At 43.0% G+C, this 22,925-nt stretch carries 23 protein-coding genes; 4 read left to right on the top strand and 19 right to left on the bottom strand.

What is annotated here, in order from left to right; all coding sequences use genetic code 11:
- Positions 1-7 precede the first annotated feature (7 nt).
- From BW980_RS08310 to BW980_RS08300, 3 genes are read right to left on the bottom strand one after another with little or no spacing between them, the layout of a single operon-like run.
- Positions 8-1,099, bottom strand: coding sequence for an AMP-binding protein (locus BW980_RS08310; RefSeq protein ID WP_076454586.1), 1,092 nt, complete (start codon positions 1,097-1,099; stop codon positions 8-10).
- On the bottom strand, positions 1,074-2,048 hold the full coding sequence (locus BW980_RS08305; protein ID WP_076454584.1) for a CPBP family intramembrane glutamic endopeptidase: 975 nt from the start codon (positions 2,046-2,048) through the stop codon (positions 1,074-1,076). The genes BW980_RS08310 and BW980_RS08305 overlap by 26 nt, the downstream gene beginning before the upstream one ends.
- Positions 2,039-3,091 (bottom strand): o-succinylbenzoate synthase, encoded by a 1,053-nt coding sequence (locus BW980_RS08300; protein ID WP_076454582.1) that lies wholly within the window; start codon positions 3,089-3,091, stop codon positions 2,039-2,041. The genes BW980_RS08305 and BW980_RS08300 overlap by 10 nt, the downstream gene beginning before the upstream one ends.
- 45 nt (positions 3,092-3,136) lie before the next feature.
- Between BW980_RS08300 and BW980_RS08295 the strand changes: the two genes are divergently transcribed.
- On the top strand, positions 3,137-3,952 hold the full coding sequence (locus tag BW980_RS08295) for an SDR family oxidoreductase (RefSeq protein WP_076454580.1): 816 nt from the start codon (positions 3,137-3,139) through the stop codon (positions 3,950-3,952).
- Here BW980_RS08295 and BW980_RS08290 read toward each other — a convergent pair.
- The 10 genes from BW980_RS08290 to BW980_RS08250 form a co-directional block, all read right to left on the bottom strand.
- Positions 3,939-5,417 carry a sensor histidine kinase gene (locus tag BW980_RS08290; protein ID WP_245799998.1) on the bottom strand — a complete coding sequence of 493 codons (1,479 nt, stop codon included), beginning with the start codon at positions 5,415-5,417 and terminating at the stop codon, positions 3,939-3,941. The genes BW980_RS08295 and BW980_RS08290 overlap by 14 nt on opposite strands.
- The gene (locus BW980_RS22805) at positions 5,362-5,904 is read right to left on the bottom strand and encodes a hypothetical protein (RefSeq protein WP_245799996.1); all 543 of its coding nucleotides are present in this window, start codon (positions 5,902-5,904) and stop codon (positions 5,362-5,364) included. The genes BW980_RS08290 and BW980_RS22805 overlap by 56 nt, the downstream gene beginning before the upstream one ends.
- A gap of 622 nt (positions 5,905-6,526) precedes the next feature.
- Positions 6,527-7,279: a LytR/AlgR family response regulator transcription factor gene (locus BW980_RS08285; protein ID WP_013995350.1), complete on the bottom strand. Its 753-nt coding sequence runs from the start codon at positions 7,277-7,279 to the stop codon at positions 6,527-6,529.
- Between the two features lie 34 nt (positions 7,280-7,313).
- Positions 7,314-8,222 carry a 1,4-dihydroxy-2-naphthoate octaprenyltransferase gene (menA, locus tag BW980_RS08280; RefSeq protein WP_076454579.1) on the bottom strand — a complete coding sequence of 303 codons (909 nt, stop codon included), beginning with the start codon at positions 8,220-8,222 and terminating at the stop codon, positions 7,314-7,316.
- A gap of 2 nt (positions 8,223-8,224) precedes the next feature.
- Positions 8,225-8,824: an SPOR domain-containing protein gene (locus tag BW980_RS08275; protein ID WP_013995348.1), complete on the bottom strand. Its 600-nt coding sequence runs from the start codon at positions 8,822-8,824 to the stop codon at positions 8,225-8,227.
- A gap of 186 nt (positions 8,825-9,010) precedes the next feature.
- On the bottom strand, positions 9,011-9,841 hold the full coding sequence (locus BW980_RS08270; protein WP_076454577.1) for a CvfB family protein: 831 nt from the start codon (positions 9,839-9,841) through the stop codon (positions 9,011-9,013).
- A gap of 82 nt (positions 9,842-9,923) precedes the next feature.
- Positions 9,924-10,262: a DUF2853 family protein gene (locus tag BW980_RS08265; RefSeq protein WP_076454575.1), complete on the bottom strand. Its 339-nt coding sequence runs from the start codon at positions 10,260-10,262 to the stop codon at positions 9,924-9,926.
- Positions 10,263-10,291: 29 nt separating this feature from the next.
- Positions 10,292-12,061, bottom strand: coding sequence for a 2-succinyl-5-enolpyruvyl-6-hydroxy-3-cyclohexene-1-carboxylic-acid synthase (menD, locus tag BW980_RS08260; RefSeq protein ID WP_076454573.1), 1,770 nt, complete (start codon positions 12,059-12,061; stop codon positions 10,292-10,294).
- Positions 12,062-12,110: 49 nt separating this feature from the next.
- A complete protein-coding gene (locus BW980_RS08255) occupies positions 12,111-13,226 on the bottom strand; it encodes a chorismate-binding protein (protein WP_076454571.1) in 1,116 nt (371 codons plus the stop codon).
- Positions 13,226-13,651: a PaaI family thioesterase gene (locus tag BW980_RS08250; protein WP_076454569.1), complete on the bottom strand. Its 426-nt coding sequence runs from the start codon at positions 13,649-13,651 to the stop codon at positions 13,226-13,228. The genes BW980_RS08255 and BW980_RS08250 overlap by 1 nt, the downstream gene beginning before the upstream one ends.
- Before the next feature lie 73 nt (positions 13,652-13,724).
- On the opposite strand from BW980_RS08250, the gene BW980_RS08245 reads away from it, so the two are divergent.
- From BW980_RS08245 to BW980_RS08235, 3 genes are read left to right on the top strand one after another with little or no spacing between them, the layout of a single operon-like run.
- Positions 13,725-14,372: an alpha/beta hydrolase gene (locus BW980_RS08245; protein WP_076454567.1), complete on the top strand. Its 648-nt coding sequence runs from the start codon at positions 13,725-13,727 to the stop codon at positions 14,370-14,372.
- On the top strand, positions 14,369-14,947 hold the full coding sequence (locus tag BW980_RS08240) for a GNAT family N-acetyltransferase (protein WP_076454565.1): 579 nt from the start codon (positions 14,369-14,371) through the stop codon (positions 14,945-14,947). The genes BW980_RS08245 and BW980_RS08240 overlap by 4 nt, the downstream gene beginning before the upstream one ends.
- Positions 14,944-15,333, top strand: a complete 390-nt coding sequence (locus BW980_RS08235) for a VOC family protein (protein WP_076454552.1) — start codon at positions 14,944-14,946, stop codon at positions 15,331-15,333. The genes BW980_RS08240 and BW980_RS08235 overlap by 4 nt, the downstream gene beginning before the upstream one ends.
- Positions 15,334-15,340: 7 nt before the next feature.
- Here BW980_RS08235 and cydB read toward each other — a convergent pair whose 3' ends face one another.
- The 6 genes from cydB to BW980_RS08205 form a co-directional block, all read right to left on the bottom strand.
- Positions 15,341-16,378, bottom strand: a complete 1,038-nt coding sequence (gene cydB / locus BW980_RS08230) for a cytochrome d ubiquinol oxidase subunit II (RefSeq protein ID WP_076454550.1) — start codon at positions 16,376-16,378, stop codon at positions 15,341-15,343.
- A gap of 6 nt (positions 16,379-16,384) precedes the next feature.
- Complete coding sequence (locus BW980_RS08225; protein WP_076454548.1) at positions 16,385-17,764, bottom strand: cytochrome ubiquinol oxidase subunit I; 1,380 nt, start codon at positions 17,762-17,764, stop codon at positions 16,385-16,387.
- A gap of 112 nt (positions 17,765-17,876) precedes the next feature.
- Complete coding sequence (locus tag BW980_RS08220; protein ID WP_076454546.1) at positions 17,877-19,127, bottom strand: NAD(P)/FAD-dependent oxidoreductase; 1,251 nt, start codon at positions 19,125-19,127, stop codon at positions 17,877-17,879.
- Positions 19,128-19,140: 13 nt separating this feature from the next.
- The gene (locus tag BW980_RS08215) at positions 19,141-20,148 is read right to left on the bottom strand and encodes a 4-hydroxyproline epimerase (RefSeq protein ID WP_076454544.1); all 1,008 of its coding nucleotides are present in this window, start codon (positions 20,146-20,148) and stop codon (positions 19,141-19,143) included.
- A gap of 30 nt (positions 20,149-20,178) precedes the next feature.
- Positions 20,179-21,765 carry an aldehyde dehydrogenase (NADP(+)) gene (locus BW980_RS08210; RefSeq protein ID WP_076454805.1) on the bottom strand — a complete coding sequence of 529 codons (1,587 nt, stop codon included), beginning with the start codon at positions 21,763-21,765 and terminating at the stop codon, positions 20,179-20,181.
- A gap of 167 nt (positions 21,766-21,932) precedes the next feature.
- Positions 21,933-22,871: a dihydrodipicolinate synthase family protein gene (locus BW980_RS08205; RefSeq protein WP_076454542.1), complete on the bottom strand. Its 939-nt coding sequence runs from the start codon at positions 22,869-22,871 to the stop codon at positions 21,933-21,935.
- Positions 22,872-22,925: the final 54 nt, after the last annotated feature.

The following is a 22,925-nucleotide window of genomic DNA, read 5'->3' as shown; positions in this document are numbered from 1 at the left end:
CAAGAAGTTATAAGGCGACCTTATTTAAGGTCGCCTTTCTTTTTATTTTTCCACTAGAGGTTTCCACAAAGGCTTCCATGGCAAAAATATCCTTTGGTACTTCAAATTTGTTAAGGGTCGTAAGATTTGCAATCTTATCTTTTAATTGCGCTGTTTCATCAACTCCTTCCACTAGCAAAACCAATTTCTGGCCTAGTACTTCATCGGGCAGGGCGGCCACAAAAAAACGGTTATCTATGATCGAGGCCAGCTTTGCCTCTATCTGTTCAGGGAATAATTTTACGCCCCCGGAGTTAATGACATTATCAAAGCGCCCCAACCACTTAAAAGTCTTTTCCGAAGTTAAGCGAACTATATCATTGGTATATATGGTTTCATTGGATACCAATGGCGCATCGATTACCAAGCACCCTCTTTCATCCGTGGTTACACTAACATCGGCCAAGGTGGTGAACACATCTAAATCTATATCCGATTCGATCAGTTCTGCCAATAAGGGCTTCACCGCTATATGGGTTATGGTCTCCGTCATACCGTAGGTTTCGTAGACGTTGGTACGCTGCGCCGCTTTAAGGAAGCTTTGTTTCAATTTATAGGAAACCGGTGCGCCCCCAACAATAAGTTTTTTCACCCCGTCAAGTTCATATAAGGAATTTTCAAACTGCTGGGGAACCATAGCCACAAAATCATACGAAGCCGAGGTTTCCGTCAATGGTTTGGAAGACGGAGGAACACAATCAAGCGAAAGCCCCAAAACCATGGCGCGGACCAACATCATCTTCCCGGCAATAAAACTGGCAGGAAGACATAACAAGGCCGTATCGTCAGGTTGTAGCTTAAAAAAGGCTCCCGTAGCACGGGCCGAATTTAACATATGTTCCTTTTGCAAGTTTATAGGTTTGGGCTTTCCCGTTGATCCCGAAGTATGAACGGTTAGACTGGGCGCATCGTTCAACCAATCAATAAGAAAATCCCCTATCGCTTGCTCATAGGCCTCCCCTTCCTTTACCAAACTATAGGCCACTTCCTTTAGTTCTTCTTTGGAATAGGAACATCCGTTCAGTTTAAATTGGTTATGAAGGGTCTTGTACGTCTGCATTATCACTATTTAAGGCTAAAAATGTTTCTTCCGACGGCACATCCCCTGTTAGGCGTTCCTTCCAATCCGTCCATTTGTATTTTTTGGAAAATATAAAAAGTAATATTGGATAGATGACAAAGACGGGCACCAAAACATCCCAACCCAAAACAGGGTCGGAAACATCACGGTACAAAGAATTGGTCTGAAAAGCCGTCCAATCGGCCGTGACCAAAAGTGCTGCGGTCAAGTTGTTGGCCGCATGAAAGCCCAAGGCCAATTCCAAACCTTCATCCATCAAAGTAATAATACCCAGAAAAAGGCCTGTGCCTATATAGAAAATCAAGATGCCATAACCCATTTTTGCAACCTCAGGATTAAAAACGTGCATGATCCCAAAAAGCAAGGAAGTCACGAACAAAGGCACCCAACGGTTCTTGGCCATAATTCCGAGTCCCTGCATCATATAGCCCCGCATGTAATATTCTTCCATGCTCGTCTGTAGCGGAATCATCAAAACGGCGATAAGTGCCAAGATCAAAAAGGGCTCCAAATTAAAATTGAATTCGTAATTCTCAGGGGAAAGCATGATATCGACAAAGATAAAGGCCGTGGAAATCAATGCCCAAATGATAAAAGCAAAGAAGACCCTTTTAAAATCGATTTTCTTACGTGAAGTTGTCAGTTGGGTAATTTTCTGTTTATGTACCAAGGATACATAGGCGAAAAGGCCTATCAAACCGATTACAAAGGTCAACAACATCAAGAAAAGCAAAGTATTGGCCCCTAAAATGTCGGCCATTACCCCTATATCCCCAGAACCTAAAACCGCAAGGGAGTCGGCCTTGACCAAAAGCGCTATAATCAAGGGAATACCTCCTATAAATTGCCATACGAAAAAAACAACCAGGAGTCCGATAACATACCTCCACGAATCACTCAATCCTCTATACGCTTGTGCTATATACATAAATCTTCAATTAAATTACTTTTCCATTTTTTATCATCCCTATAGAACAATTGTCCGTTTTGCACCGTTAAGGGCGAATCGAGGTTATTGGTATATAGACTTCCCGTGCCCAAACCCTGTGGCATCGGGTTTTGCAAGGTATAGGTCCACTGTGCGATGGCATTCAGTCCCACATTGCTTTCAAGGGCACTTGTAATCCACCAACCGATATTCATTCTTTCGGCAATTTCGATCCATTCTTTACAGCCCCTATACCCTCCGACCAAACTTGGTTTCAGAATGATGAATTGCGGTTGTATGGTTTGTAACAGTTCTTGCTTTTTCGTTACACCGAAAACCCCGATCAATTCTTCATCAAGGGCAATGGGCAAGGGGGTCTTGGCACATAGATCGCCCATCAGTTGAAGCTGGCCCTGCTTTACGGGCTGTTCTATGGAATGTAGAGAGAATTGCCCTAAAACATTCAACTTATAGAAGGCATCTTCGGCGCTAAAGGCCCCATTGGCATCTACCCGTAATTCTATTTCCGAAGCATCGTATTTTTTTCTGATAGATGACAGTAGGGCTATTTCCGTATCAAAATCTATGGCCCCGATTTTCATTTTGATGCATTTGAAGCCCTCACTCAATTTTTGGGCGATTTGTTCGTGCATAAAACTTTCATCTCCCATCCAAATAAGACCATTAATGGCGATCGGCTGGGCTTGGGTCGTGAATTCCGATGGAAACAGTTCAAATGGACTTTTGGATTCAAAAGAATTGAAGGCCTGCTCTACCCCGAATTGTATACTTGGAAATTCCATCAAGGCTTCCCAAAGCACTTCTTTCCCCAAATGGATATTTTCACAGGTCCATTTTAATCGCTCCTCATAATCGGAAACATCATCAATACTCAGTCCCCTTAAAATTCCACATTCCCCAATTCCATAATTTCCATCCTCACGAAGAATAAGGAACCAGGTTTCCTTTTGGGTCAGTACGCCCCGAGAAGTTCCACTTGGACGCTTAAAGTTCAGAATGTATTTTTTATAATGTGCCTGCATAATTCGCTTCAAATTTAGCTATATTTTACCTCTTAAATACCCAAAATGGCAAGCATAAACCACAAAACTGTTTGGATTACCGGGGCCTCCTCAGGAATAGGGGAAGCTACGGCCTACGAACTGAGCAAAAAAGGATGTAGCTTATTACTCAGTGCTCGAAGCCACGAGGCGCTTGAAAAAGTAAAAAGTAAGTGCCAAAATCCTGAGACCGTAAAGGTTCTTCCCTTAGACCTTATGCAATACGAGCAAATGCACTCCAAGGTAAAGGAGGCTTTCGATGCTTTCGCTTCAATCGATATCTTGATCAACAATGCAGGTATTAGCCAGCGATCGCTTATAATCGACACCGATTTTGAGGTCTACAAAAAGCTAATGGAGGTAAATTATCTGGGTACGGTAGCCTTGACCAAGGCCGTTCTCCCCTATTTTATCAAGCAAGGACAGGGGCATTTCGTTACCGTCACCAGTCTTATGGGCAAATTTGGGTCTCCAGTACGTTCGGGTTATTGCGGTTCTAAACACGCACTCCACGGTTTCTTTGATGTGTTGCGCATGGAGCATGAAAAAGACCATATCAAGGTAAGCCTCATCGCCCCTGGTTTTGTTCGGACCAACATAGCCAAAAATGCACTTATAGGCGATGGCAAGCTTAGAGGAAGAGAAGACAGCGACAATGCCAATGGGATGAGGGCTACAGACTTTGCCAAAAAAATGGTAAAGGCCATAGAAAAGGGAAAATTTGAAGTTTATATGGGGGGAAGGGAAGTTTTGGGTATTTACTTGAAACGCTTCTTTCCCAAATTACTACACCGTGTAGTCGTAAAGCGGAGCGCAAAAAACCAGAATGCTAGCAAAAATTAAACCAATAGCGCACCCCGTCTTCGGCGGTCTTGTCAATATTCAAGGTGGTCTGTAGTTGATTCGCCAAGCGGTTCATCAACCTAATACCCATGGATGAATTGGCCCTTTCATCGGTATCATCGGGCAAGCCGATACCGTTATCGGAATATTCAAAATACCCTTCCTTTTCACCGATTTTTCGAATGTGGATATAGATTTTTCCGTTTTCGTCATTATCGGGAAAAGCATACTTAAAGGAATTGGAAACAAGCTCATTGAGCATAAGGCCAAAAGGAATGGCACGGTCAATATCGAGCTCAACGCCTTCGGCATCTACCGTAATATTGATATTATGGCCGCCTTTCTTATAGACCGATTGCACGCTATTGATCAGACTCTCGATATAGCTCTGCATTTCAATAACCGACAAATCTTCGTTTTGATATAGTTTTTGATGGATCAAGGCCATGGCCTTCACCCTACTCTTACCTTCTTCCAGGGCTTCAATGGCCGCCTTGCTCCTCGTATTTTTGGTCTGCAGGCTCAACAGGCTGGAAACCATCTGAAGGTTATTCTTTACCCTATGGTGAATTTCCTTTAAAAGCGAATCTTTTTCTACCAGGGAATTTTCAATGATATATTTCTGTTCGGCAATCAGTCGTTGGTTTTTTATACTCTTCAAATAGGCATATACCAAGCCGGCAAAGCCTAACAAGGTGAACAACAAAGAAATAAGCACCAAGTTGATACTGCGATCCTTGGCCATCATATCGTTTATTGATTTTTCAAGAGCACGTTTTTGCTCGGCCAACATGGTTTGCGATACGGCAAGATCCTGCCCCATTACCGCGGCCAATTGTTGCTTTCTCAGCTCCGACTCATTGTTCAATATAGAATCGCGCACACGAATGTTCTTCTTAAAATAGAGGGCGGCGTTCTTGTAATCTTCCGTTTTTTCGTAATACATGGCCAACAGCCTGTTTTTACGCAAAAGGTTTGTGGTCGTTCTGGTCTCTAGATTATCACTTAAGTAATCCGTGGCCTTTTCATAGTTGGCCAACTGCAAATAGCATTCCGAAATAGCCAAGCTATTTTCGGTAATTTCCGAAGACAACTCTTTGCTTTTATATTTTTTCAAGGTATTGATAGCACTTTCCAAATGCGGGATGGCATCTTTGTACTGCTCCAGCTCTACATGGCATTTGCCTATATTTCCTTCTATGATTCCCTTTAACAGATTGGCATTCTCTATCTCCTTATCCGATTTTTTTCGGGTAATCAGGTTTAAAAAAACATCGATGTAGCCTTTGGCCTTTTTGTAATGGCTTAAGGCGGTAGGCGCAGATTCATCCAACCTTAAATAGTTCCCTAAATTATTGTAGTATTCCGCTTGGGCGTAAAAATCGTTCTCTTCTATGGTTTTTTTTACATTATCGATAATGTTCCATGGCCTTTCTATACATGCCCAAATTGGCGTAGATATCATAGAAAGCCACGTTCTCGTTAATGCCGAGTTCCCTTTGTTCTTTGCGTATTTCTATTTGTTCGGTATACATGGTAAGCTGACCGTAGTTGTCATCCATGATATCCAACAATTTGCTTTTCAAATTGTTATCAAGGTCCTCCTTATCGGCATATAGTTCTTTAGAAATGGCCAAACTTTTATCGTAGTCACCCAAATCGTAATAAATTCTGGCCTGCATGAGCTTGTAATACTCAATTTCCTTGACATTATCTTCTTTGATGGCCGCGTTCAGGTAAATATTTATTAGATCAAGCCAATCGTATGTAGAGTTTTCACGGTAGAGGTCGGGAGAATTAAAAAAGAAGTTCAACTGCTCATTAACAGCCTCAATATCTTGAAACCGCTGATAAGTATTCTTCTCACTGTCTTCTTCTTGGGCGCGTAGAGCTACGGCCAGAAAAAATACAGCCAAGAGTGCAAGGGCTTTTTTGTATGAAAGGTTGTTCATATTTTGAAATGAAACAAAATCAGAAAGCATTATGCTAAATTATTACTAGATTCTATTCAGCTTTTGGTCTTGGGTCTTAAGCTCGTAAAACAACACCCTCTTCCATACCAGTCGCCAATTCAAATTAACTCTTTTTAATTAAATATTCCGTTCATTTATCCATAAAGTTAAACAAAAGCTCCGGAACAAAATAACGCCTATTACATAAGGCTTTATCAGCCCGCAACCATGGAAAAAAGCAAAGTTACCCTATGTGTCGTTCATCGACAATAAAAATACCATTTGTCGATCAGAACCGTTCAGCATTGTTGTGTAGAACGTCATTCTTGTTGTAAAAACCAAATCTGGTCACATTTTTCTTCAACTCCATGTGGTTTACAGAAGTATTTTATTTCAATTTTCTACAACCCGAAAATTCCAATATCCCCTAATAATCCGCTCTTTTGAGAAACAGTTCTTGGGGAATTCCCGCTATTCGTCCTCCTTGGCCCGACCACATCGTCATATTTTAAAGGGATGCATATTTAGGTATCCTATAAAAAAAATGAAATATGCTATCGTTTTATGAATAAAAAAAGGAACCATCAAACGATGGTTCCCTGGGATATATATATTTCCTTTTTCAAGAATTCATTGCCGAAATGATAAACTCTTTAAAATCTTTCGAAATCGGTATCAAGGTGTCTTTTATCATGATATCCTTAGAATTGATCGCATCGATATGGTCTACATTTACGATATAGGATTTATGCGCTCTATAGAACTTATTTTTCGGCAGTTTTTCCAAATAATCCTTTAAGGGAGAGCGTACCAAGAACTTTTTGTCAACGGTATTCACTTCTAAGTATACGTTATCGGCCTTGATAAACCGGATATCACTAAACTGAATACGGTAGTAAAGATGTTGTTTTTTTACAAAAATGGAATCTTTCAAAACGGTGTTCGACATAGGAACATCTTCATTGCTGTTGACCACTGCTGCGGGCGATTTATCAGAGCGCGTAAAATTGGAAAGAGCAATTTCGATAGATGTATACAGGTCTTGCTGTTCAAAAGGTTTCACCAAGTAGCCGTTGGGTTTTACGGTCTTAGCATTCTCTACAGTAGCCCTATCCGAGTTCGAAGTAACGAAAATAAAGGGAATGTCGTAATTTTCACGGATATGCTTTCCTAAATCGATACCCGTTTTGTCAGAGGCCAAAATGATATCGATTAAAACCAAATCTACATGTTGTGTCTTTAAGACTTCTTCCGCCTGTTCGTAGACGATGACATTATCTACAATCTCATACCCTATTTCTTCGAGCATAGATTGCATATCATCTGCGATGATTACATTGTCCTCTACTATTAATATTCTAATTGGTTGTTCCAAAATGGTTATTATTTAGTGTGTTTATATTCTAAATTTACAAAAAAATATTACAACTGATGTACATCAGTACTGACAAAAGAAAGGTACTCAAGGCCAATTTCTTCAGTTCGGGGTCGATTTGATCATTTCTATCCGTCCGGTATACCCTTTTCAAATGCAAAAAAATGGGTATAAACGCTAATAAAGGTAAGTAAGTCGCCCAACTTTTAAAATTCAAGAGCGAAAAAACCAGAATACATACGAAGGCAGAAACCAATAATGCATAGTGATACTTCTTACCGTTTGAAAAACCAATATAGACAATGAGCGTATTCTTATTTGCTTTTTTATCGGACTCGTAATCGCGTAGATTGTTGAGATTCAATACTCCTACGCTTAAGAAACCGATCGCCGCCGCGGGCAATAATGCCATGGTGTTCAGGTCTTTTGTATATAAGAACATAGATCCCATAACTGCCAAAAGGCCAAAGAACAGAAAGACAAAAACATCTCCGAGTCCCCTATATCCGTATGCCGAAGCCCCTATGGTATATTTTATGGCCGCCCAGATACTCGCCGCCCCCAATATGAGGAAGACAATAGGGTAAAACATATTTTCAAATCCGAAAGCACAATATACAAGGGCTACGACCAAAAGAAAGTCGATGACAATCGAAATGATTACCCCTTGTTTCAATTCTTCCCGGGTCACGATTCCACTTTGTAAGGCCCTCTTAGGACCAATGCGGTCTTCGTTATCGGTACCCCTTACCCCATCGCCGTAATCGTTGGCGAAATTAGAGGTGACCTGAAATCCAATGGTCGTCAATATAGCCAGGATAAAAATGCCCATATCCTGTACGCCGTATAAGTTGGCGAGCGCGGAACCTACGACAATACCGGAAACCGATAAGGGTAGGGTTCTTAACCTAGCTGCATTTATCCAAGGACCTACTTTTGTCAAAATTATTGCGGGGATTCTATCCGTATTCTTTTTCCATCTTTATAAGACGCCACAAAAGCATCCTGAAAACCGAGTTCTACCAATTGTTCCCTAAATTTCTGCGCTTCCTGTAAGGTTTCAAAATTACCTAGGGAATAGGAATAAAACGGATTAGTTTTCACAAACATGGTATTGGTAAGTGCCTCAGAGGCCAAGGTCATATTGTTGTCAACAAATGATTTTACCTGTACGGAGTATATCTTCTCTTTCTCTAAAAATTCCTTTGCCAAATAGAATTCCCTAACTAGGCTCAACTCTTCGTTTTGTTGCTTTAAGTTATCGATTCTAGACTTAATAGCGTCTAAACTATCTATAGATACCAATAAATTACTTGGGCTCTCGTAGTTGTTCGAAACGCTTCGTCCTGCGGAAAAGGAGAAAACGATAAGGCCACCGATAAGGAAAAGTCCTGTTATACCCGCAAAGATATTGCGTTGCCATCGTTTGTTTCTAATCTCCTTGTTTTTGAACTTAATCTGATCTAGAAGACGCTCATTAATTATCTGCGCCTTGTCTATATCTTTGTGCAACTCTAGTAGGTCGCTTTCTTCAATAAATGGCATATAATTATTTTTTATGAGGTTACACTGTTAAAGTTAACCAAAATACCGAAAGATCGATGAAATGCACTTCCGGAATGTTGCAAAATTACCATATTCTGTGGTATAGATGAATATATCCGATGTTAAAAACTTTCCGTTCATCGATCAATCAGTGATTACACGGTGTCGGAGGCGATTCCTTTTTTATCAGATAGCGTGTATACCATCTTCCTTAATCAAAATCTTTCGTTCCCTATATAAAGTACCCACTCCCTTTTTAAAGGTTTTTTTACTCATTTGAAGTTCCTTCTTAATAAGTACGGGGTCAGATTTATCGTGCAAGGCCAAAAAACCGCCATGGGCCATTAATCTTTTGTAAATAGCCTGGGCCGCTGGCTCTAGAATTTTGTCTCCTATAGGCTGTAGGGAAACGTCTAATTTGTTGTCAGGACGAATATTCTTAATATAACCTTTGGTTTTATCACCGACTGCTACGTGTTTATAGATCTCGTTCGAATAAACCAGACCTTTGTGTTGATCGTTAATTATGACTTCCCATCCCAGGTCGGTCAATCGGGTAAAGAGTAGATCTACTTCTTGACGCTCCCTGACCGTCAGTTCTTCGTTGCTTAAAAATTTATCGATTTTATTTGAACCGACCAAGCGAAACGAAACATCATCCATATAACAGCGAACGACATACCATTGTCCTTCTTTCATTTTCTCGCGCTGCTCACTAAAGGGCACCAACAAATGTTTTTCTAGGCCCCAATCCATAAACGCCCCAATTTTATTCACTTCGGCAACTTGTAGAAACCCGAATCTATTTCTGATTACACTTGGGGTCAAGGTAGTGGCTATAGGTCTTTCTTCATGGTCTAGATAACAGAAAACCTTTATCATGTCGCCAATATCTATGGTTTTTGGCACATATTTGTTGGGCAGTAGTATTTCGGTTCCGGTATTGCTTCCTAAAAAGAGGCCAACACTGGTATCCCTTAATACTTCCAGCTCATTATAATTTCCGAGTTCTATCATACTGCAAAAGTAACTTTAAAATTTGGGTATAAAAAAACCGCTCACTATTAATGAACGGTTTTCAGACATTGTGCAATTTACATTAATAAACAGATGCTTTATTAAAGTGCTTGCAGAGCATGTAATAAATTACGGCTCTATGCTTGTTTCTGTTGCTAGCACCATATTTTTCTACAACAGACTTGATGGCTTCCATCAATTTAGGGTCATCGCTCATACCTAATTTCTTCATTAGGTAATTCTTCTTAACCGTTTCCAATTCCTTATCATCGGAACCTGAAACCTTGGAAGCATCGATATTATAGATTGCAGGACCGAGGCCTACAGTAACTTTAGTCAAAAGATCCATATCTGGAGTTTCTCCAAATTTCTCCTTAATATCCTCAGCGTACTTTACAATCAAATCGTCTCTTTTACTCATAATAGTTAGTGTTGATTTATGTTAATGGTTTATATTAATCTCCTCGAAGATATAAAATCAAAATAACCGAGCAAAATTTTGTTGTTTAAAATTCTTGGGGTGTGGATTTCAAGAATTTTGGGGCTATCGGATTTTTTATAAAAATCCTTGAGCCTGTCATTCAGGCTAGTTAGGTCGTTTGCCAACAAATGTTCAAAGCCGAATTGGGCGCTTAGGTGCGCCACATTTTTTTCGTGGGCCGTTTCAAAAAAAGTTTCAAAATTTTCGGTTTCCTCCTGGCCCGGAAGGATCCTAAAAATTCCACCACCGTTATTATTGATTACTACAATCCGAAAGTCGGAACGAATATAGTTGTTCCAAAGGCCATTACTGTCGTATAAGAAGCTAAGGTCGCCGCTAATCAGCAAGGTGGGGGTTTCGGAATAAAGTGCAGCACCGACCGCCGTAGACGTGCTCCCGTCGATACCACTGGTTCCCCTATTGCAAAAAATCCGCAAGGAAGGGTCTAGATCGAACAATTGGGCATAGCGCACCGTTGAACTATTGGCCAATTGTAATTGGTAGGCTTTTGGAATGGCCCGTATGACATGTTCAAAGGCCAGCATATCGGAAAAGGGTATTTGGCCGAGGTAGACCTCCCTCCTAGCCTCATATTGGGATCTTTTAGCATCTAAAAAGGCATAATAATCACTAGCCTTTGACCGAATCCCGTCCATAAAATGCCCAAAAAAAGTATTGACATCGGTCTTAAAATGGTGGGTCAACGAAAAGAACGTATCAAAAGCCTTTAGTTCATCAATGTGCCAATGGTGATCGGGCTGATACTCCCTTAAAAAAGCTTTGATCTTTTTTGACACTACAAGTCCCCCAAAGGTCAACAATATCTCGGGGCGTAGCCTTGAAAAAAGGCTGTCGGCCTCATCGCTCTTTTCCATGGGGGCGACCAAACTATCTATACTGCTAAAGAAATTCGGGTGGTGCAGGTTCGATGTGGTCTCCGTTAAAACAACGACCGATGGATCGCTAGCCAATACATCCAAAAATTTTTGCTCAACGGCATTAGGTGGATTCACCCCTACCAACACCATTTTCTTGGAAGAGGTCTGCCAGATATCGGCAAAGGTGCCTAAATCTGAAAAATCCCATTCACTTACATCGGTATCCCTCAAAATATTGGCCCTTACCGTGGGTTCTGCAATAGTGTCGTACAAAGGCTCTTCGAAGGGCACGTTGATATGTACGGGCAGCTTTAACCGTAAGGCCAGGTTCAAGGCGATATTCAGTTCTTCATCGTTGTCTTGCTGTACTTCTTTTTGCAAGGCCTCCAAACTGCCTCCCGATAAATATTCCGGGGCATATTTTTTCACCCTGGGCAGGGCATGCGACACATCTTGCCTCAAGTTGGCCGAATACCCGATATGCCTGTCAAAAACCTTGTCTTGACGAATGGTCTGTCCGTCTCCCACATCAATTTTATAGAGGGGCCGGTCGGCCGAGATTACGACTATGGGAATGCCGCTGTAAAAAGCTTCGGCCACCGCCGGGTAATAGTTTAACAAGGCGCTACCCGAGGTGCACACTACGGCAACGGGTTCGTGCAACTGCTGTGCAATGCCCAACGCAAAGAAGGCTGCGCTTCGTTCGTCTACAATACTAAAACATTTAAAGTAGGGATCTTCGCTAAAATCAATCGTCAAGGGTGCGTTTCGCGACCCTGGTGATATCACTATATTCTTTATTTTTTTCGCCTTGCAGTGTTGCACTACCATTTGGGCGGAGGGTATGCTGGAGTATCTCATGAGCCACAAAAATACAACGGTTGTATTTCTTAAACCAATCTTGTTTAAATTACTCCGTAGCCAATATCACTTTAAGCATGGTCTTGCTCTTGGCGACGGTTTCTTTCCACTCCTTTTCGGGATCAGAATCCTTGGTAACCCCTCCTCCTACATAAATCTGAATCGTATCGTTGACCACCTGCATACAGCGTAAATTGACAAAAAGGGTGGTGTTTTTCGAAATGGAACGATACACATTGTTTTCGGTATTTCCCGGACGGGTATTCCTGTTTCGTTCCGTTTTAAAATTAAGTTCCCCTAAAAAACCGGTATAAAACTCCCTATCATAATTTTCTTCCCTAAGGATAAAAGCCTTGGTCTCCCCTTTGGGCATGCCGCAAACGGCAGGAGTAGGATGCAGTGCATTTATGATCGGCCCAAGGTTTTCCTGCGTGGCGTTTCCTGAAATCTTGGTACGCAAGTGCATCAATGCCCCGGCCCTGACCGACTCGGTTGGCGTTCGTTCCAAATTAGAAACCTTGCCCTCAAGCGCCTTCAGGATATAGTTGGTTACCAACTGCTGTTCTTCAAGCTCTTTATTGCCCCAGGTAGGATTTACGTTATCCTTATAATTTTGGGTGCCCGCCAATGACATGGTGGTTAATTTTCTATTGTGAAAGGTCAATAATATTTCTGGGGTCGCCCCAAGCCATAATCCCACTTTTGGATGATACCACAGATAGCAAAAGGCCGTTTTACATTGCTGCAATAAGGTTTGGAACAAACTCAAAGGCGATGTATCGGCTTTGACCATAATACTTCTGGAGAGCACGACCTTATCAAATTTTCCGGACTTGATATCGGCTATTCCCTTTTTTACCAAATCCAAATGAAAGGCGTGCTGTTCCTCCCCCGGCTCTTCCCCCACATTTTGAGAGGGACTATTACTTTTATCCGGAAAAGCATCCAAATGTAGCACTTCATCCAAGTTGAGCAGTATGGCAGGCGCATCAGAATCAAAAGGGGCAAAAACAAAGCCCGTTTCCGAATAGTCCTTCAGATGGTGCAGCCCATCGTCGTTTTGAAAAATAGCCTTAACGCTTTTTTCATTAGGTTTACGGTAGGCCACAAAAGGTAATTCTTTCTCGAGCTGAGAATCAATTTTATCAAAAAAATCCAAGGGCATTAATTTTTCTTAGGTAAGGCAATAGTGGTCAGTTTACACACGGATATCAGTTTTCCTTCCCCGTCGGTAATCTTGATATCCCACAGTTGGGTCGTTCTTCCTTTGTGTAAAATCGTAGCTTTGGCAAACACCTCGCCTTCACGGACACTTTTAACATGATTGGCGGAAATTTCGATACCACGGATAACAAATTGCCGGGCATCAAGAAAAATATAGGAGGCCATACTGCCTATACTTTCGGCCAAAGCCACCATAGCTCCCCCATGAAGAACCCCGTCAGGTTGATGTACCCTTGGGTTTACGGGCATCTTTCCCACCAGAAAATCTTCCCCCACATCGGTATATTCGATTTGTAGGGTCTCCATGAGTGTATTTTTGGAAGATTCGTTACAAACCTTCAGTATTTTTTCTTTGTAGCCGTCCATATCATCTATTTTTGTCAAAATTAAGCATTACCACTTCAATAAAAGCCATTACTTTTATAGAGATTTTTGTTCTATGGATTATTCTGAAAATACGGTGTCGTATACCACCACAAATAGTTATACTACACTAAATACGCTAACCGGCAACACCAAAAACGTTTGGATCGTATTACATGGCATCGGTTATTTAAGCCGTTATTTCCTGAGGTATTTTGATGAATTACCACCTGAAGAAAACTATATTATTGCGCCTCAAGCGCCTTCAAAATACTACCTAAAGAACACCTACCGACATGTTGGGGCCAGTTGGCTTACCAAGGAAGCCACCCAGCAAGAAACGCAGAATGTCATTGCTTATCTAGATGCCGTGTATGCTGCGGAAAAACTTCCCGAAGATCTTAATTTTATTGTATTCGGCTACTCACAAGGTGTTTCGGTCGCCACCCGATGGGTCGCACAAAAAAGAATACCATGCGATCATTTGGTCTTATATGCCGGGGGAATTCCTGAGGAATTGCAAGCGTCGGACTTTGAATTTCTAATGAAAAAGCAGACAAGGGTCACTACCTTTGTGGGCGATGCCGATGAATATTTGACCGAAGAAAGGCAAGCCGCGGAAACAAAAAAAATAGAAACCCTATTTAGTGGAAAGGCCAAACAAATTTTCTTTAAAGGCGGACACGAAATAAAAAAAGAACTCATCTTAAACCTAGTGAAATGAATGCCGATATAAGCTTGGAAAACGGGTTGGTACAACTGCTTCCATTAAGTAAAAACCATGTAGATATACTTTGGCCCATTGCCCAAGAAATGGACCTCTTCCAATATGGTTCCAATGATATCTCTACATTTGAAAAACTAAAGGCCTATATCGATACGGCCCTTAACGAGGCCCAGGAAGAACGATCCATACCTTTCATCATCTATAACAAGGTGACCAATGAATGTGTAGGAAGCACCCGTTTTGGACATATCGACCCCAAGAACAAAGTGCTTCATATTGGCTGGACATGGATATCACAAGCCTCACGGGGTACGGGCTTCAACCATCAAATGAAATTTTTGATGTTGTGCCATGCCTTTGAAAATATGGAGTTTGAGAAAGTAGAGTTTCGGATTGACGAAAGAAACCTTCGTTCCCGAAAAGCCGTAGAGAAATTGGGGGCCACACTAGAGGGGATTCTTAGAAAGAACGTCATTGTCAAAAATAACTTTAGGCGAAGTTCTTGCTGTTATGGCATCTTAAGGGAAGAATGGAATCAAATCAAAGAAACAAAATTTAAAGCCTATATATGAAGCAAGCTATTGCACAAGTTACCCTCGTAGTCAAAAACTATGATGAGGCCATAGAATTCTACACTAAAAAACTAGGCTTCACCCTTGTAGACGATATTGCCCTGGATGAGGGCAAAAGATGGGTGACGGTTTCGCCCCCGAGCCTTAGCGGGCTTTCCCTTCTATTGGCCGAGGCTACCAACGAAGAACAACGAAAAGCCGTAGGGAACCAAACCGGTGGCCGCGTTTTTCTCTTCCTCCATACCGACGATTTTTGGAGGGACTACAAGCGTATGCAGGAACAAGGCGTAGAATTTAACGAAGACCCCAGGGATGAGCCCTATGGCACCGTAGTGGTGTTTAAAGACCTGTACGGCAACCTATGGGACCTTATCGAAAGGAAATAACCAGCCCTTAGTAGCTTGTTTCATCCAATTGTACCTTCCCCCTAAAGGTCCGATAGACAAAAAAGGTATACCCCAACACCAAGGGACCTCCTATGGCGACCATGGTCAACATGATCTTTAACGATTTCGTCGATGCCGCCGCATTATAGATGTCGATACTGTGTGCGGGATCCAAGGTAGAAAACAATAGCGTCGGGTAAAGTTCTATCGCTACAAGGGCCAATAAAAAACTGATGGTCAGGGATGAAAAGAAGAAAGCCCACTTATAGCTTCTCTTATTGGCCAATCTTGGCACATTGGCTATACTTAAAAAGGTAGCCAAAGGCACGGCGAACAATACGGGGTCACTTCTAAAGGCATCGGAAAGATGCGGAATATACAGCAAGGTATAGAGTGTAGTAACCGCAAAACTCACCATAAAGAAAATCATACCCTTCTTTAACAAGAAAGTCAATTTGGCGAACAATCTGCCTTCAGTCTTTAAAAGTAAATATATGGCACCGTGGGCCATAAAAAGAGACAAGGTGGTAAGTCCCGTAAGAATGGCATAGGGATTCAAAAACTCAAAAAAACCGGATCCTTGGTATTGGTAATCAGGGCCAAGGGCTATCCCCTGAAGGACGTTTCCTAACACCACCCCCAATAAAAAGGCCAGAAGTATACTAGAGACGCTATACCCAATATCCCAGGTTTTACGCCACCATTTCATTTCTTCCTTCCCCCTAAATTCTATTGATATCGCCCTAAAAATAATACAGACCAAAAACAGCATAAAGGGAATGTACAAAGAGGAAAACAGCGTGGCATACATCACGGGGAAACCGGCAAAAAGGGCACCACCGCCAATTACCAACCATACCTCGTTTCCGTCCCATACCGGTCCCACGGCATTAAGCGCGATTCTTCGGCTCTGTTCTTTTTTTAAGAACAAATGCCAAGCCCCCGCCCCAAAATCAAAGCCATCAAGAATGGCATAACCGGAAAATAATCCTCCTACTACCAAAAACCACCATGTGGGATAATCGAGTCCTAAAAACGTTTCCATGCTATTTTAATTTCCGGTTACTATTTGGGTTATTTCCTTGGTCAAGGGTCGGTCGTCTTCATCACTATCGTCATACGGACCGTGTTTTATCTTTTTATTCAGCAAATACACAAAAAGTAAAAACAGCAAGGTATATACGAACATAAACAAAATCAAGGAAAACAAGACCTGATTGGCACTAACCGCTTGCGAGAATGCTTCGGAGGTACGTAAAAGTCCGTACACCACCCAAGGTTGTCTTCCCATTTCCGCCGTAAACCACCCCACTTGATTGGCTATTTGCGGCAATAGGGCCGTAAAGACAAAAGTCCAAAGCAGCCATCGTTTATCAAAAAGTTTGCCCCGCCACCACAAGTAACAGGCATAGAGGGTCAATAAAATCAAGAACATGCCTATGGCCACCATAATATGGTAGAACTGAAATACGGCATTTATTTGTGAGGGCCTATCTTCTTCGGCAAATGCGTTGAGTCCGGTTACAGGCGCATCAAAATCATAATCGAGCAAGAAGGAAAGTCCCCCGGGTATTTTCAATCCGGTCACTTTTTGTTCCTCTTTGTCTACCCATCCGAAGAGATACATATCAGCAGGGCCCGAGGCTTCAAAATGCCCTTCCATAGTAGCAAGTTTAGCGGGTTGGTTTACCGCCACACCCTCGGCCGAACTATGGCCTGTCATCAACTGGCCCAATGAAAATACGGTGGCAACGATTAAAGTGATCTTAAAGGCCTTTTGGGAAATATGTACAAAGCGCCCCCTAAGGATATAGTAGGCATGTACGCTTAAAATCAAGAAAGTACCGGCCAGAAAAGCGCCTAGCCAAACGTGAAGAATACGATCTACACTCGACGGATTAAAGACCATGGCCCAAAAGTCGGTAATTTCGGCCCGGGCCTCTAGACCTTCACCAACGATATGGTATCCGGCAGGGGTCTGCTGCCAGCTATTGGCCACTACGATCCAAATGGCAGAAAACATCGACCCGAGAAAAACCCCAATAGTAGAAACCAAATGCACCCAAGATTTTACCCGGTTCCATCCGAAAATAAGTACCCCTAAAAAACCACTTTCCAAGGCAAAGGCGAAAATACCTTCGGCAGCAAGGGCACTACCGAAAATATCACCCACATAACGGGAGTAGACCGCCCAATTCGTTCCAAATTCGAACTCCATTACAATTCCAGTTACGACCCCTATGCCAAAGGTCAGGGCAAAAATCTTGGTCCAGAATTTGGCAAGGGTATGGTATTCTTGATTTTTGGTCCTGATATACAAACTTTCGAACACGACCATTACCAGGCCGATACCGATACTCAGGGGAGGATAAATGTAATGAAAGGCTATAGTGAAGGCGAATTGAATACGGGAAAGAATCTCAACATCCATAACGGTGGGTTTTGTAATACAAAGATACTACCCACCCTTCTTTTTACCCAGTAACAATGGTTACGTTTTATTGGATTTTTTTGTTAAATGTCTAAAAGTTACAAGTAGACATTTAAAATCTCCTGTCAGGGGAAAAAGCTTTGATATCCATAATGGTGTTTCGTTCACTAATTATTTCCGATACCAATTTTCCGGTAACGGGTCCCAAGCTCCATCCCATCATGGCGTGGCCCGTAGCGAAGGTCAGGTTCTTCAACTTATGCGACCTTCCTATATAGGGAAGACCATCGGGAGAGACAGGTCGTAGCCCCGTCTTGACATTGGCCATCTCATTGTCGTTTATATCTACCCTAGGATAAAAACTGTGGGCTCCCATGGCGATGGCCATGGCCCGTTCTTTTCGAATATGGTCGTTGAGTCCTGAAAACTCCATGGTACCTGCAAAGCGTGTAAAGCCCTGCATAGGGGTGACTGCCATATTAGACTCCATCAAAATGGCGGGAATAGATATTCCGGTAGGTCGTACAACGTTTATACTATAACCTTTTCCTCCTTGTAAGGGTAGGTCTAAATTTATCTTTCGGGCGATTTTCCCACTCCACGAACCCGCGGCCAGTACTACTTCGTCGGCCGTATAATTTCCTTTTGAGGTTTGAACCTCTTGAATACGCATGTCTTTCACCTTTAGGTCCACAACCTCTTCGTTCAATCGTATATCGACCCCTACCTTGCGAAGGTAATCTAGCATTTTAGGCATGAATTGCGTAGGTGTGGTGTGCCCGTCGCACTCATAATGAATGGCTCCTTTGGCATCAATAGCGACATCGGGTTCCAGACGTCCCAATTGTTTTTGGTCCAGTTCGGAAACTTCAAGTCCCAAAAAACTGGCCTTGTCCGCCACTTCCTTCTCATGAAGATAGGCTTCCTTGGTTTTATAGAGCATCAACAAGCCTTTCCGTTCCAGTTGAAAGTCGCCCAAATCACCGGAAGCCTTAATAAGCTGAAAGAGTTCACGGCTCAAGACATTCACCTCCTTAATTACGGGAATCGCCCTGGTTACTTTTTCCTTGGTAGAGGATTTGTGAAAGTACCACGACCATTTGAAGAATTCCATATCCCACCGGGGCTTCATATAAAAGGGACTGGCCGAATTGAACATCATTTTGATGCCCTTTGCGATCATACCGGGTGACGCCAATGGCACAATATGGCTAGGCGTAATGTATCCTGCGTTTACAAAAGAGGCTCCCGAGGTCATATCGGACTTATCTATAATGATGACCTCATGTCCTTCCTTTTGAAGAAAATAGGCCGAACACAGTCCGACAATCCCTCCTCCTATAATGATTACGCTTTTGCTCAATTTCCCTATTTGTTTATTTCACCTGAAACCCATGTGCATATGGGTCGTCGTCATCGATTGTAATGGTGTTATGGCCATATATCCGGGCCCACCCCTGTATACTCGGAAAAATGGCAACCTTACCATCTAGTAGGGTTTCCTCTTCTACCCTCCCTATAAATTTAGAACCGATAAAGCTTTCATGGACAAAGTCCTCTCCCTTCTTCAATTTACCCTTGGCATACCATTGCGCCATTCGCGCGGAAGTGCCGGTACCACAGGGCGACCTATCTATGGCCTTATCCCCGTAAAAAACGGCATTTCTAGCGGTAGCATCGGAAGAGATCGTGTCTCCCGTCCATAAAATATGGCTCACACCGTTGATGGTTTCGTTCTCGGGGTGGACAAATGCATTCGGGTATTCGGCATTGATTTTATCGCGGATTTCCTGACTTAGCTGCACCAGCTTCCCGGCCGTAAAATCTTGAATGCCCGAGAAATTTTCCTGTGGATCGATGATGGCATAAAAATTCCCTCCATAGGAAACATCGAATACCAATTCCCCCAAAACGGAACTTTGTACGGTCAGTTCCGTGGCCGCCAAATACGATTTCACATTGGTCAACTTTACCCAGTCTACCTTTTTCCCCGTCTGTTGATATGCGATTTTCACCAGGCCTGCCGGGGTTTCCATTCTTATGGTCCCTGGGGTTTTCGGCTGTAGCAATCCTTCTTCGATACCAATGGTAATGGCCCCAATGGTGCCATGGCCACACATGGGCAAGCAGCCACTGGTTTCAATAAAGAGAATACCAAAATCGTTTTCAGGGTCGGCCGGTGGGTAAAAAATGCTGCCGCTCATCATATCGTGTCCCCTAGGCTCGAACATCAGCCCTTTGCGTATCCAGTCATATTCCCTAAGAAAATGCTGGCGCTTTTCGCTCATTGACGCCCCGCTAAGTTCAGGGCCACCTTCGGCGACGACCCTAACCGGGTTTCCGCAGGTATGTGCATCTATACACCTGAAAACACTTGTAGCCATATTTCCATTATCAATTGTACGACCTAAATCTTATTCTATTTTTTTATTGGTATGCGCACTGTCAACAATACGCATTATGGAAAGCGGATTGTTATCACGTAATGCTTCCGGAAGGGCTTCTTGCGGCCAGTTTTGAAAAGAAACCGGTCTAACCCAACGTTTAATGGCAGAAACCCCTACAGAAGTGAACCGACTATCGGTACTTGCAGGAAAAGGTCCCCCGTGTTGCATGGAAGGACAAACTTCCACACCGGTAGGCACCCCGTTAAAAATTAGTCGCCCTACCCTTCCCTGTAAAGCATCGATTACCGAACCGTAGCGTTCGATCTCTTCGGCATTACCGAGAACGGTACCTGTTAACTGGCCTTCCAAACAGTTCAATACTTCCGTTAATTCATTGGCATCGGTACATCTCACCACTACGGAGAAAGGGCCGAAAACTTCTTGATGCAGTTTAGGGTTCTTTAAGAAATTCACCCCATTGACGGTCAGTATTTTTTGTCGGGCATAATTCGGTGCTGTCTGTTTTTTATATTCGGCCACTACATCGGTTCCCCCTTGGGCCGACACTTCTTCCTTACCTTTTTCGTAGTTGCTATGTATGTTAGGATGTAGCATACAGCTAGGCTCCAATTTTTCTATTTCTTCGCCCAAGGCGTCAATAAAGACATCTAAGGAAGTACTTTTTACCCCTAGGATCAACCCGGGGTTGGTACAAAACTGCCCCGCTCCCAACATGATCGACCCAGCGTATTGTTGGGCCCAAAATGCTCCTTTTTCCTGTAAGGCCGAAGGAAGGACTACCACTGGGTTAATACTGCCCATTTCGGCAAAAACAGGTATAGGCTCCTTACGTTCGTTTGCCAATTGATAGAGTGCGGTGCCTCCTTTTATACTTCCCGTAAAGCCAACACCCTTAACTTTAGGATGGAGCACCAACTGCTGTCCAACTTCTATTCCGCTGCTGTTCAGGTTTGAAAAAACACCGTCGGGCATACCGGTACGTTCGGCGGCCTTTATGATTGCCGAGGAAACCAGTTCCCCAGTTCCCGCATGCATCGGATGGCTTTTTACGATTACCGGACAACCCGCAGCCAAGGCACTGGCCGTATCACCGCCCGCCGTAGAAAACGCAAAGGGAAAGTTACTCGAGCCAAAAACAGCTATGGGACCGATAGGCAATAGCATTTTTCGCAAATCTAACTTAGGAAAAGGTTGTCGGTCCGGTTGGGCCGTATCTATGGTTGCCTCTACCCATGAACCTTCCTTTAAAAGTTCGGCAAAGGCCCGCAACTGCCCCATGGTACGCCCACGTTCGCCCATGGCCCTTCCTTGTGGCAAGCCCGACTCCTTACAATACGTCCGTGTCAATTCATCGCCCAAAGCTTCAAGCTCTTCGGCTATAGCTTCTAGAAACTGGGCCTTTTTTGCCCCGGAAAGGTTTTTATACACCTGAAAGGCCTCATCGGCCTTACCCACCGCACTATCTATCTCTTCCTTGGTAGCTTCGTAGAACGTCCACTCCGTCGCTTGATTCGCATTCGGGTCAAAGGTGTTGTACGTTTGGTTTCCCTTAGACGAAAGATCTTTTCCTATGTAGTTTTTTCCTGTAATCATATTGTTGTATTTGAAGTCTTTATCTGCAGCCATGAAGCTACTATAATTGCCCTGAAGCAGCAAGAATTTGCTCAAAAGACTTTCAGCTCGCCAGACCAAGTCGGGACATAGGTCCCGCTCATCTCTATCGGAGCATTCTTAAACCAGGTTGCCATCGCGTTTTAGGCTTAGGCCAAGGTCGTGTTCAAAGGCTTTAGGTTTTTATAATCGGGCAATTGGGGCCTTGTCTTCAATCCGTCTTGAATCACCTTCAGCACTCTTTCACGTTCTGCACCTTGCAATGGAAGCCTAGGTTTACGTACATTTTCGGTGCCGATACCCGTAGCCACCTCGGCCAACTTGATATTTTGCACCAATTGAGGACTAATATCCAATTCCAATAAAGGCAAGAACCATCTATAGATTTCGGTAGCTTCCTTGGCATATCCAGCTTTTGCCAGCTCGTAAATAGCTACGGTTTCCGCAGGAAAGGCACAGACCAAACCTGCCACCCAACCATCGGCACCGATAAGAAGGCTTTCTAGGGCCAATGGGTCGACGCCCGTCAAAATACTCAAGTCGGAACCGAATTCGTTTCTCAAGCGTCCTATATTTATGATATCTCGGGTAGATTCCTTTACGGCCGTAATATTCTTTAGTTCCAAAAGTTCTTTGAACATGTCTACCGTAACCTCGATTTTATAGTCCACCGGATTGTTGTAGATCATAATCGGAAGCTCAGTGCTACCGGCTATTTCCTTAAAAAATTCAACGGTTTCATGGTCGGTGGATTTGTAGCGCATGGGAGGAAGGACCATTAGTCCGTCCGCACCACTTTCCCCTGCATCCTTTACCGCTTGCAGGGCCACTTTTGTAGCCTGCTCCGCAATTGTCATAATTACAGGAATTTTATCGTCAACGATTTGAACGGTTTCTTTGATCAATATCCTTTTTTCTTCCGCCCCCAAGGTACTGGCCTCGCCAAGTGAGCCGCCCAAAACTATACCGTGTACCCCTGCTTCTATCTGTGCTTCAATATTTGTACGGAACGTGTTTAGATCCAATGTATCGTCACTATTGAATTTAGTAGTTACCGCGGGCATTACCCCCTTCCATTCAAATTTCATAAGGTTGTTTTAAAAGTGTCTTGGACAAAATTAGTTGTAGAACACGAAGGAGAA

This window comes from Zobellia uliginosa, from assembly GCF_900156625.1.
Classification (GTDB): Bacteria; Bacteroidota; Bacteroidia; order Flavobacteriales; family Flavobacteriaceae; genus Zobellia; species Zobellia uliginosa.
The sequence above is the reverse complement of the archived record's forward strand: the minus strand, read 5'-3'. Positions and strand labels throughout refer to the sequence as shown.

What these genes read in the sequence shown, in the direction of transcription:
- BW980_RS08215 (WP_076454544.1), bottom strand. Translation starts at nt 20,148, where the DNA reads ATGGCTACAAGTGTTTTCAGGTGTATAGATGCACATACCTGCGGAAAC.
- BW980_RS22805 (WP_245799996.1), bottom strand. Translation starts at nt 5,904, where the DNA reads ATGAACAACCTTTCATACAAAAAAGCCCTTGCACTCTTGGCTGTATTT.
- BW980_RS08290 (WP_245799998.1), bottom strand. Translation starts at nt 5,417, where the DNA reads ATGATATCTACGCCAATTTGGGCATGTATAGAAAGGCCATGGAACATT.
- BW980_RS08295 (WP_076454580.1), top strand. Translation starts at nt 3,137, where the DNA reads ATGGCAAGCATAAACCACAAAACTGTTTGGATTACCGGGGCCTCCTCA.
- BW980_RS08245 (WP_076454567.1), top strand. Translation starts at nt 13,725, where the DNA reads ATGGATTATTCTGAAAATACGGTGTCGTATACCACCACAAATAGTTAT.
- menD (WP_076454573.1), bottom strand. Translation starts at nt 12,061, where the DNA reads ATGAGATACTCCAGCATACCCTCCGCCCAAATGGTAGTGCAACACTGC.
- BW980_RS08255 (WP_076454571.1), bottom strand. Translation starts at nt 13,226, where the DNA reads ATGCCCTTGGATTTTTTTGATAAAATTGATTCTCAGCTCGAGAAAGAA.
- BW980_RS08205 (WP_076454542.1), bottom strand. Translation starts at nt 22,871, where the DNA reads ATGAAATTTGAATGGAAGGGGGTAATGCCCGCGGTAACTACTAAATTC.
- BW980_RS08240 (WP_076454565.1), top strand. Translation starts at nt 14,369, where the DNA reads ATGAATGCCGATATAAGCTTGGAAAACGGGTTGGTACAACTGCTTCCA.
- BW980_RS08265 (WP_076454575.1), bottom strand. Translation starts at nt 10,262, where the DNA reads ATGAGTAAAAGAGACGATTTGATTGTAAAGTACGCTGAGGATATTAAG.
- BW980_RS08270 (WP_076454577.1), bottom strand. Translation starts at nt 9,841, where the DNA reads ATGATAGAACTCGGAAATTATAATGAGCTGGAAGTATTAAGGGATACC.
- BW980_RS08235 (WP_076454552.1), top strand. Translation starts at nt 14,944, where the DNA reads ATGAAGCAAGCTATTGCACAAGTTACCCTCGTAGTCAAAAACTATGAT.
- BW980_RS08210 (WP_076454805.1), bottom strand. Translation starts at nt 21,765, where the DNA reads ATGATTACAGGAAAAAACTACATAGGAAAAGATCTTTCGTCTAAGGGA.
- cydB (WP_076454550.1), bottom strand. Translation starts at nt 16,378, where the DNA reads ATGGAAACGTTTTTAGGACTCGATTATCCCACATGGTGGTTTTTGGTA.
- BW980_RS08275 (WP_013995348.1), bottom strand. Translation starts at nt 8,824, where the DNA reads ATGCCATTTATTGAAGAAAGCGACCTACTAGAGTTGCACAAAGATATA.
- BW980_RS08250 (WP_076454569.1), bottom strand. Translation starts at nt 13,651, where the DNA reads ATGGACGGCTACAAAGAAAAAATACTGAAGGTTTGTAACGAATCTTCC.
- BW980_RS08305 (WP_076454584.1), bottom strand. Translation starts at nt 2,048, where the DNA reads ATGTATATAGCACAAGCGTATAGAGGATTGAGTGATTCGTGGAGGTAT.
- BW980_RS08310 (WP_076454586.1), bottom strand. Translation starts at nt 1,099, where the DNA reads ATGCAGACGTACAAGACCCTTCATAACCAATTTAAACTGAACGGATGT.
- BW980_RS08300 (WP_076454582.1), bottom strand. Translation starts at nt 3,091, where the DNA reads ATGCAGGCACATTATAAAAAATACATTCTGAACTTTAAGCGTCCAAGT.
- BW980_RS08225 (WP_076454548.1), bottom strand. Translation starts at nt 17,764, where the DNA reads ATGGATGTTGAGATTCTTTCCCGTATTCAATTCGCCTTCACTATAGCC.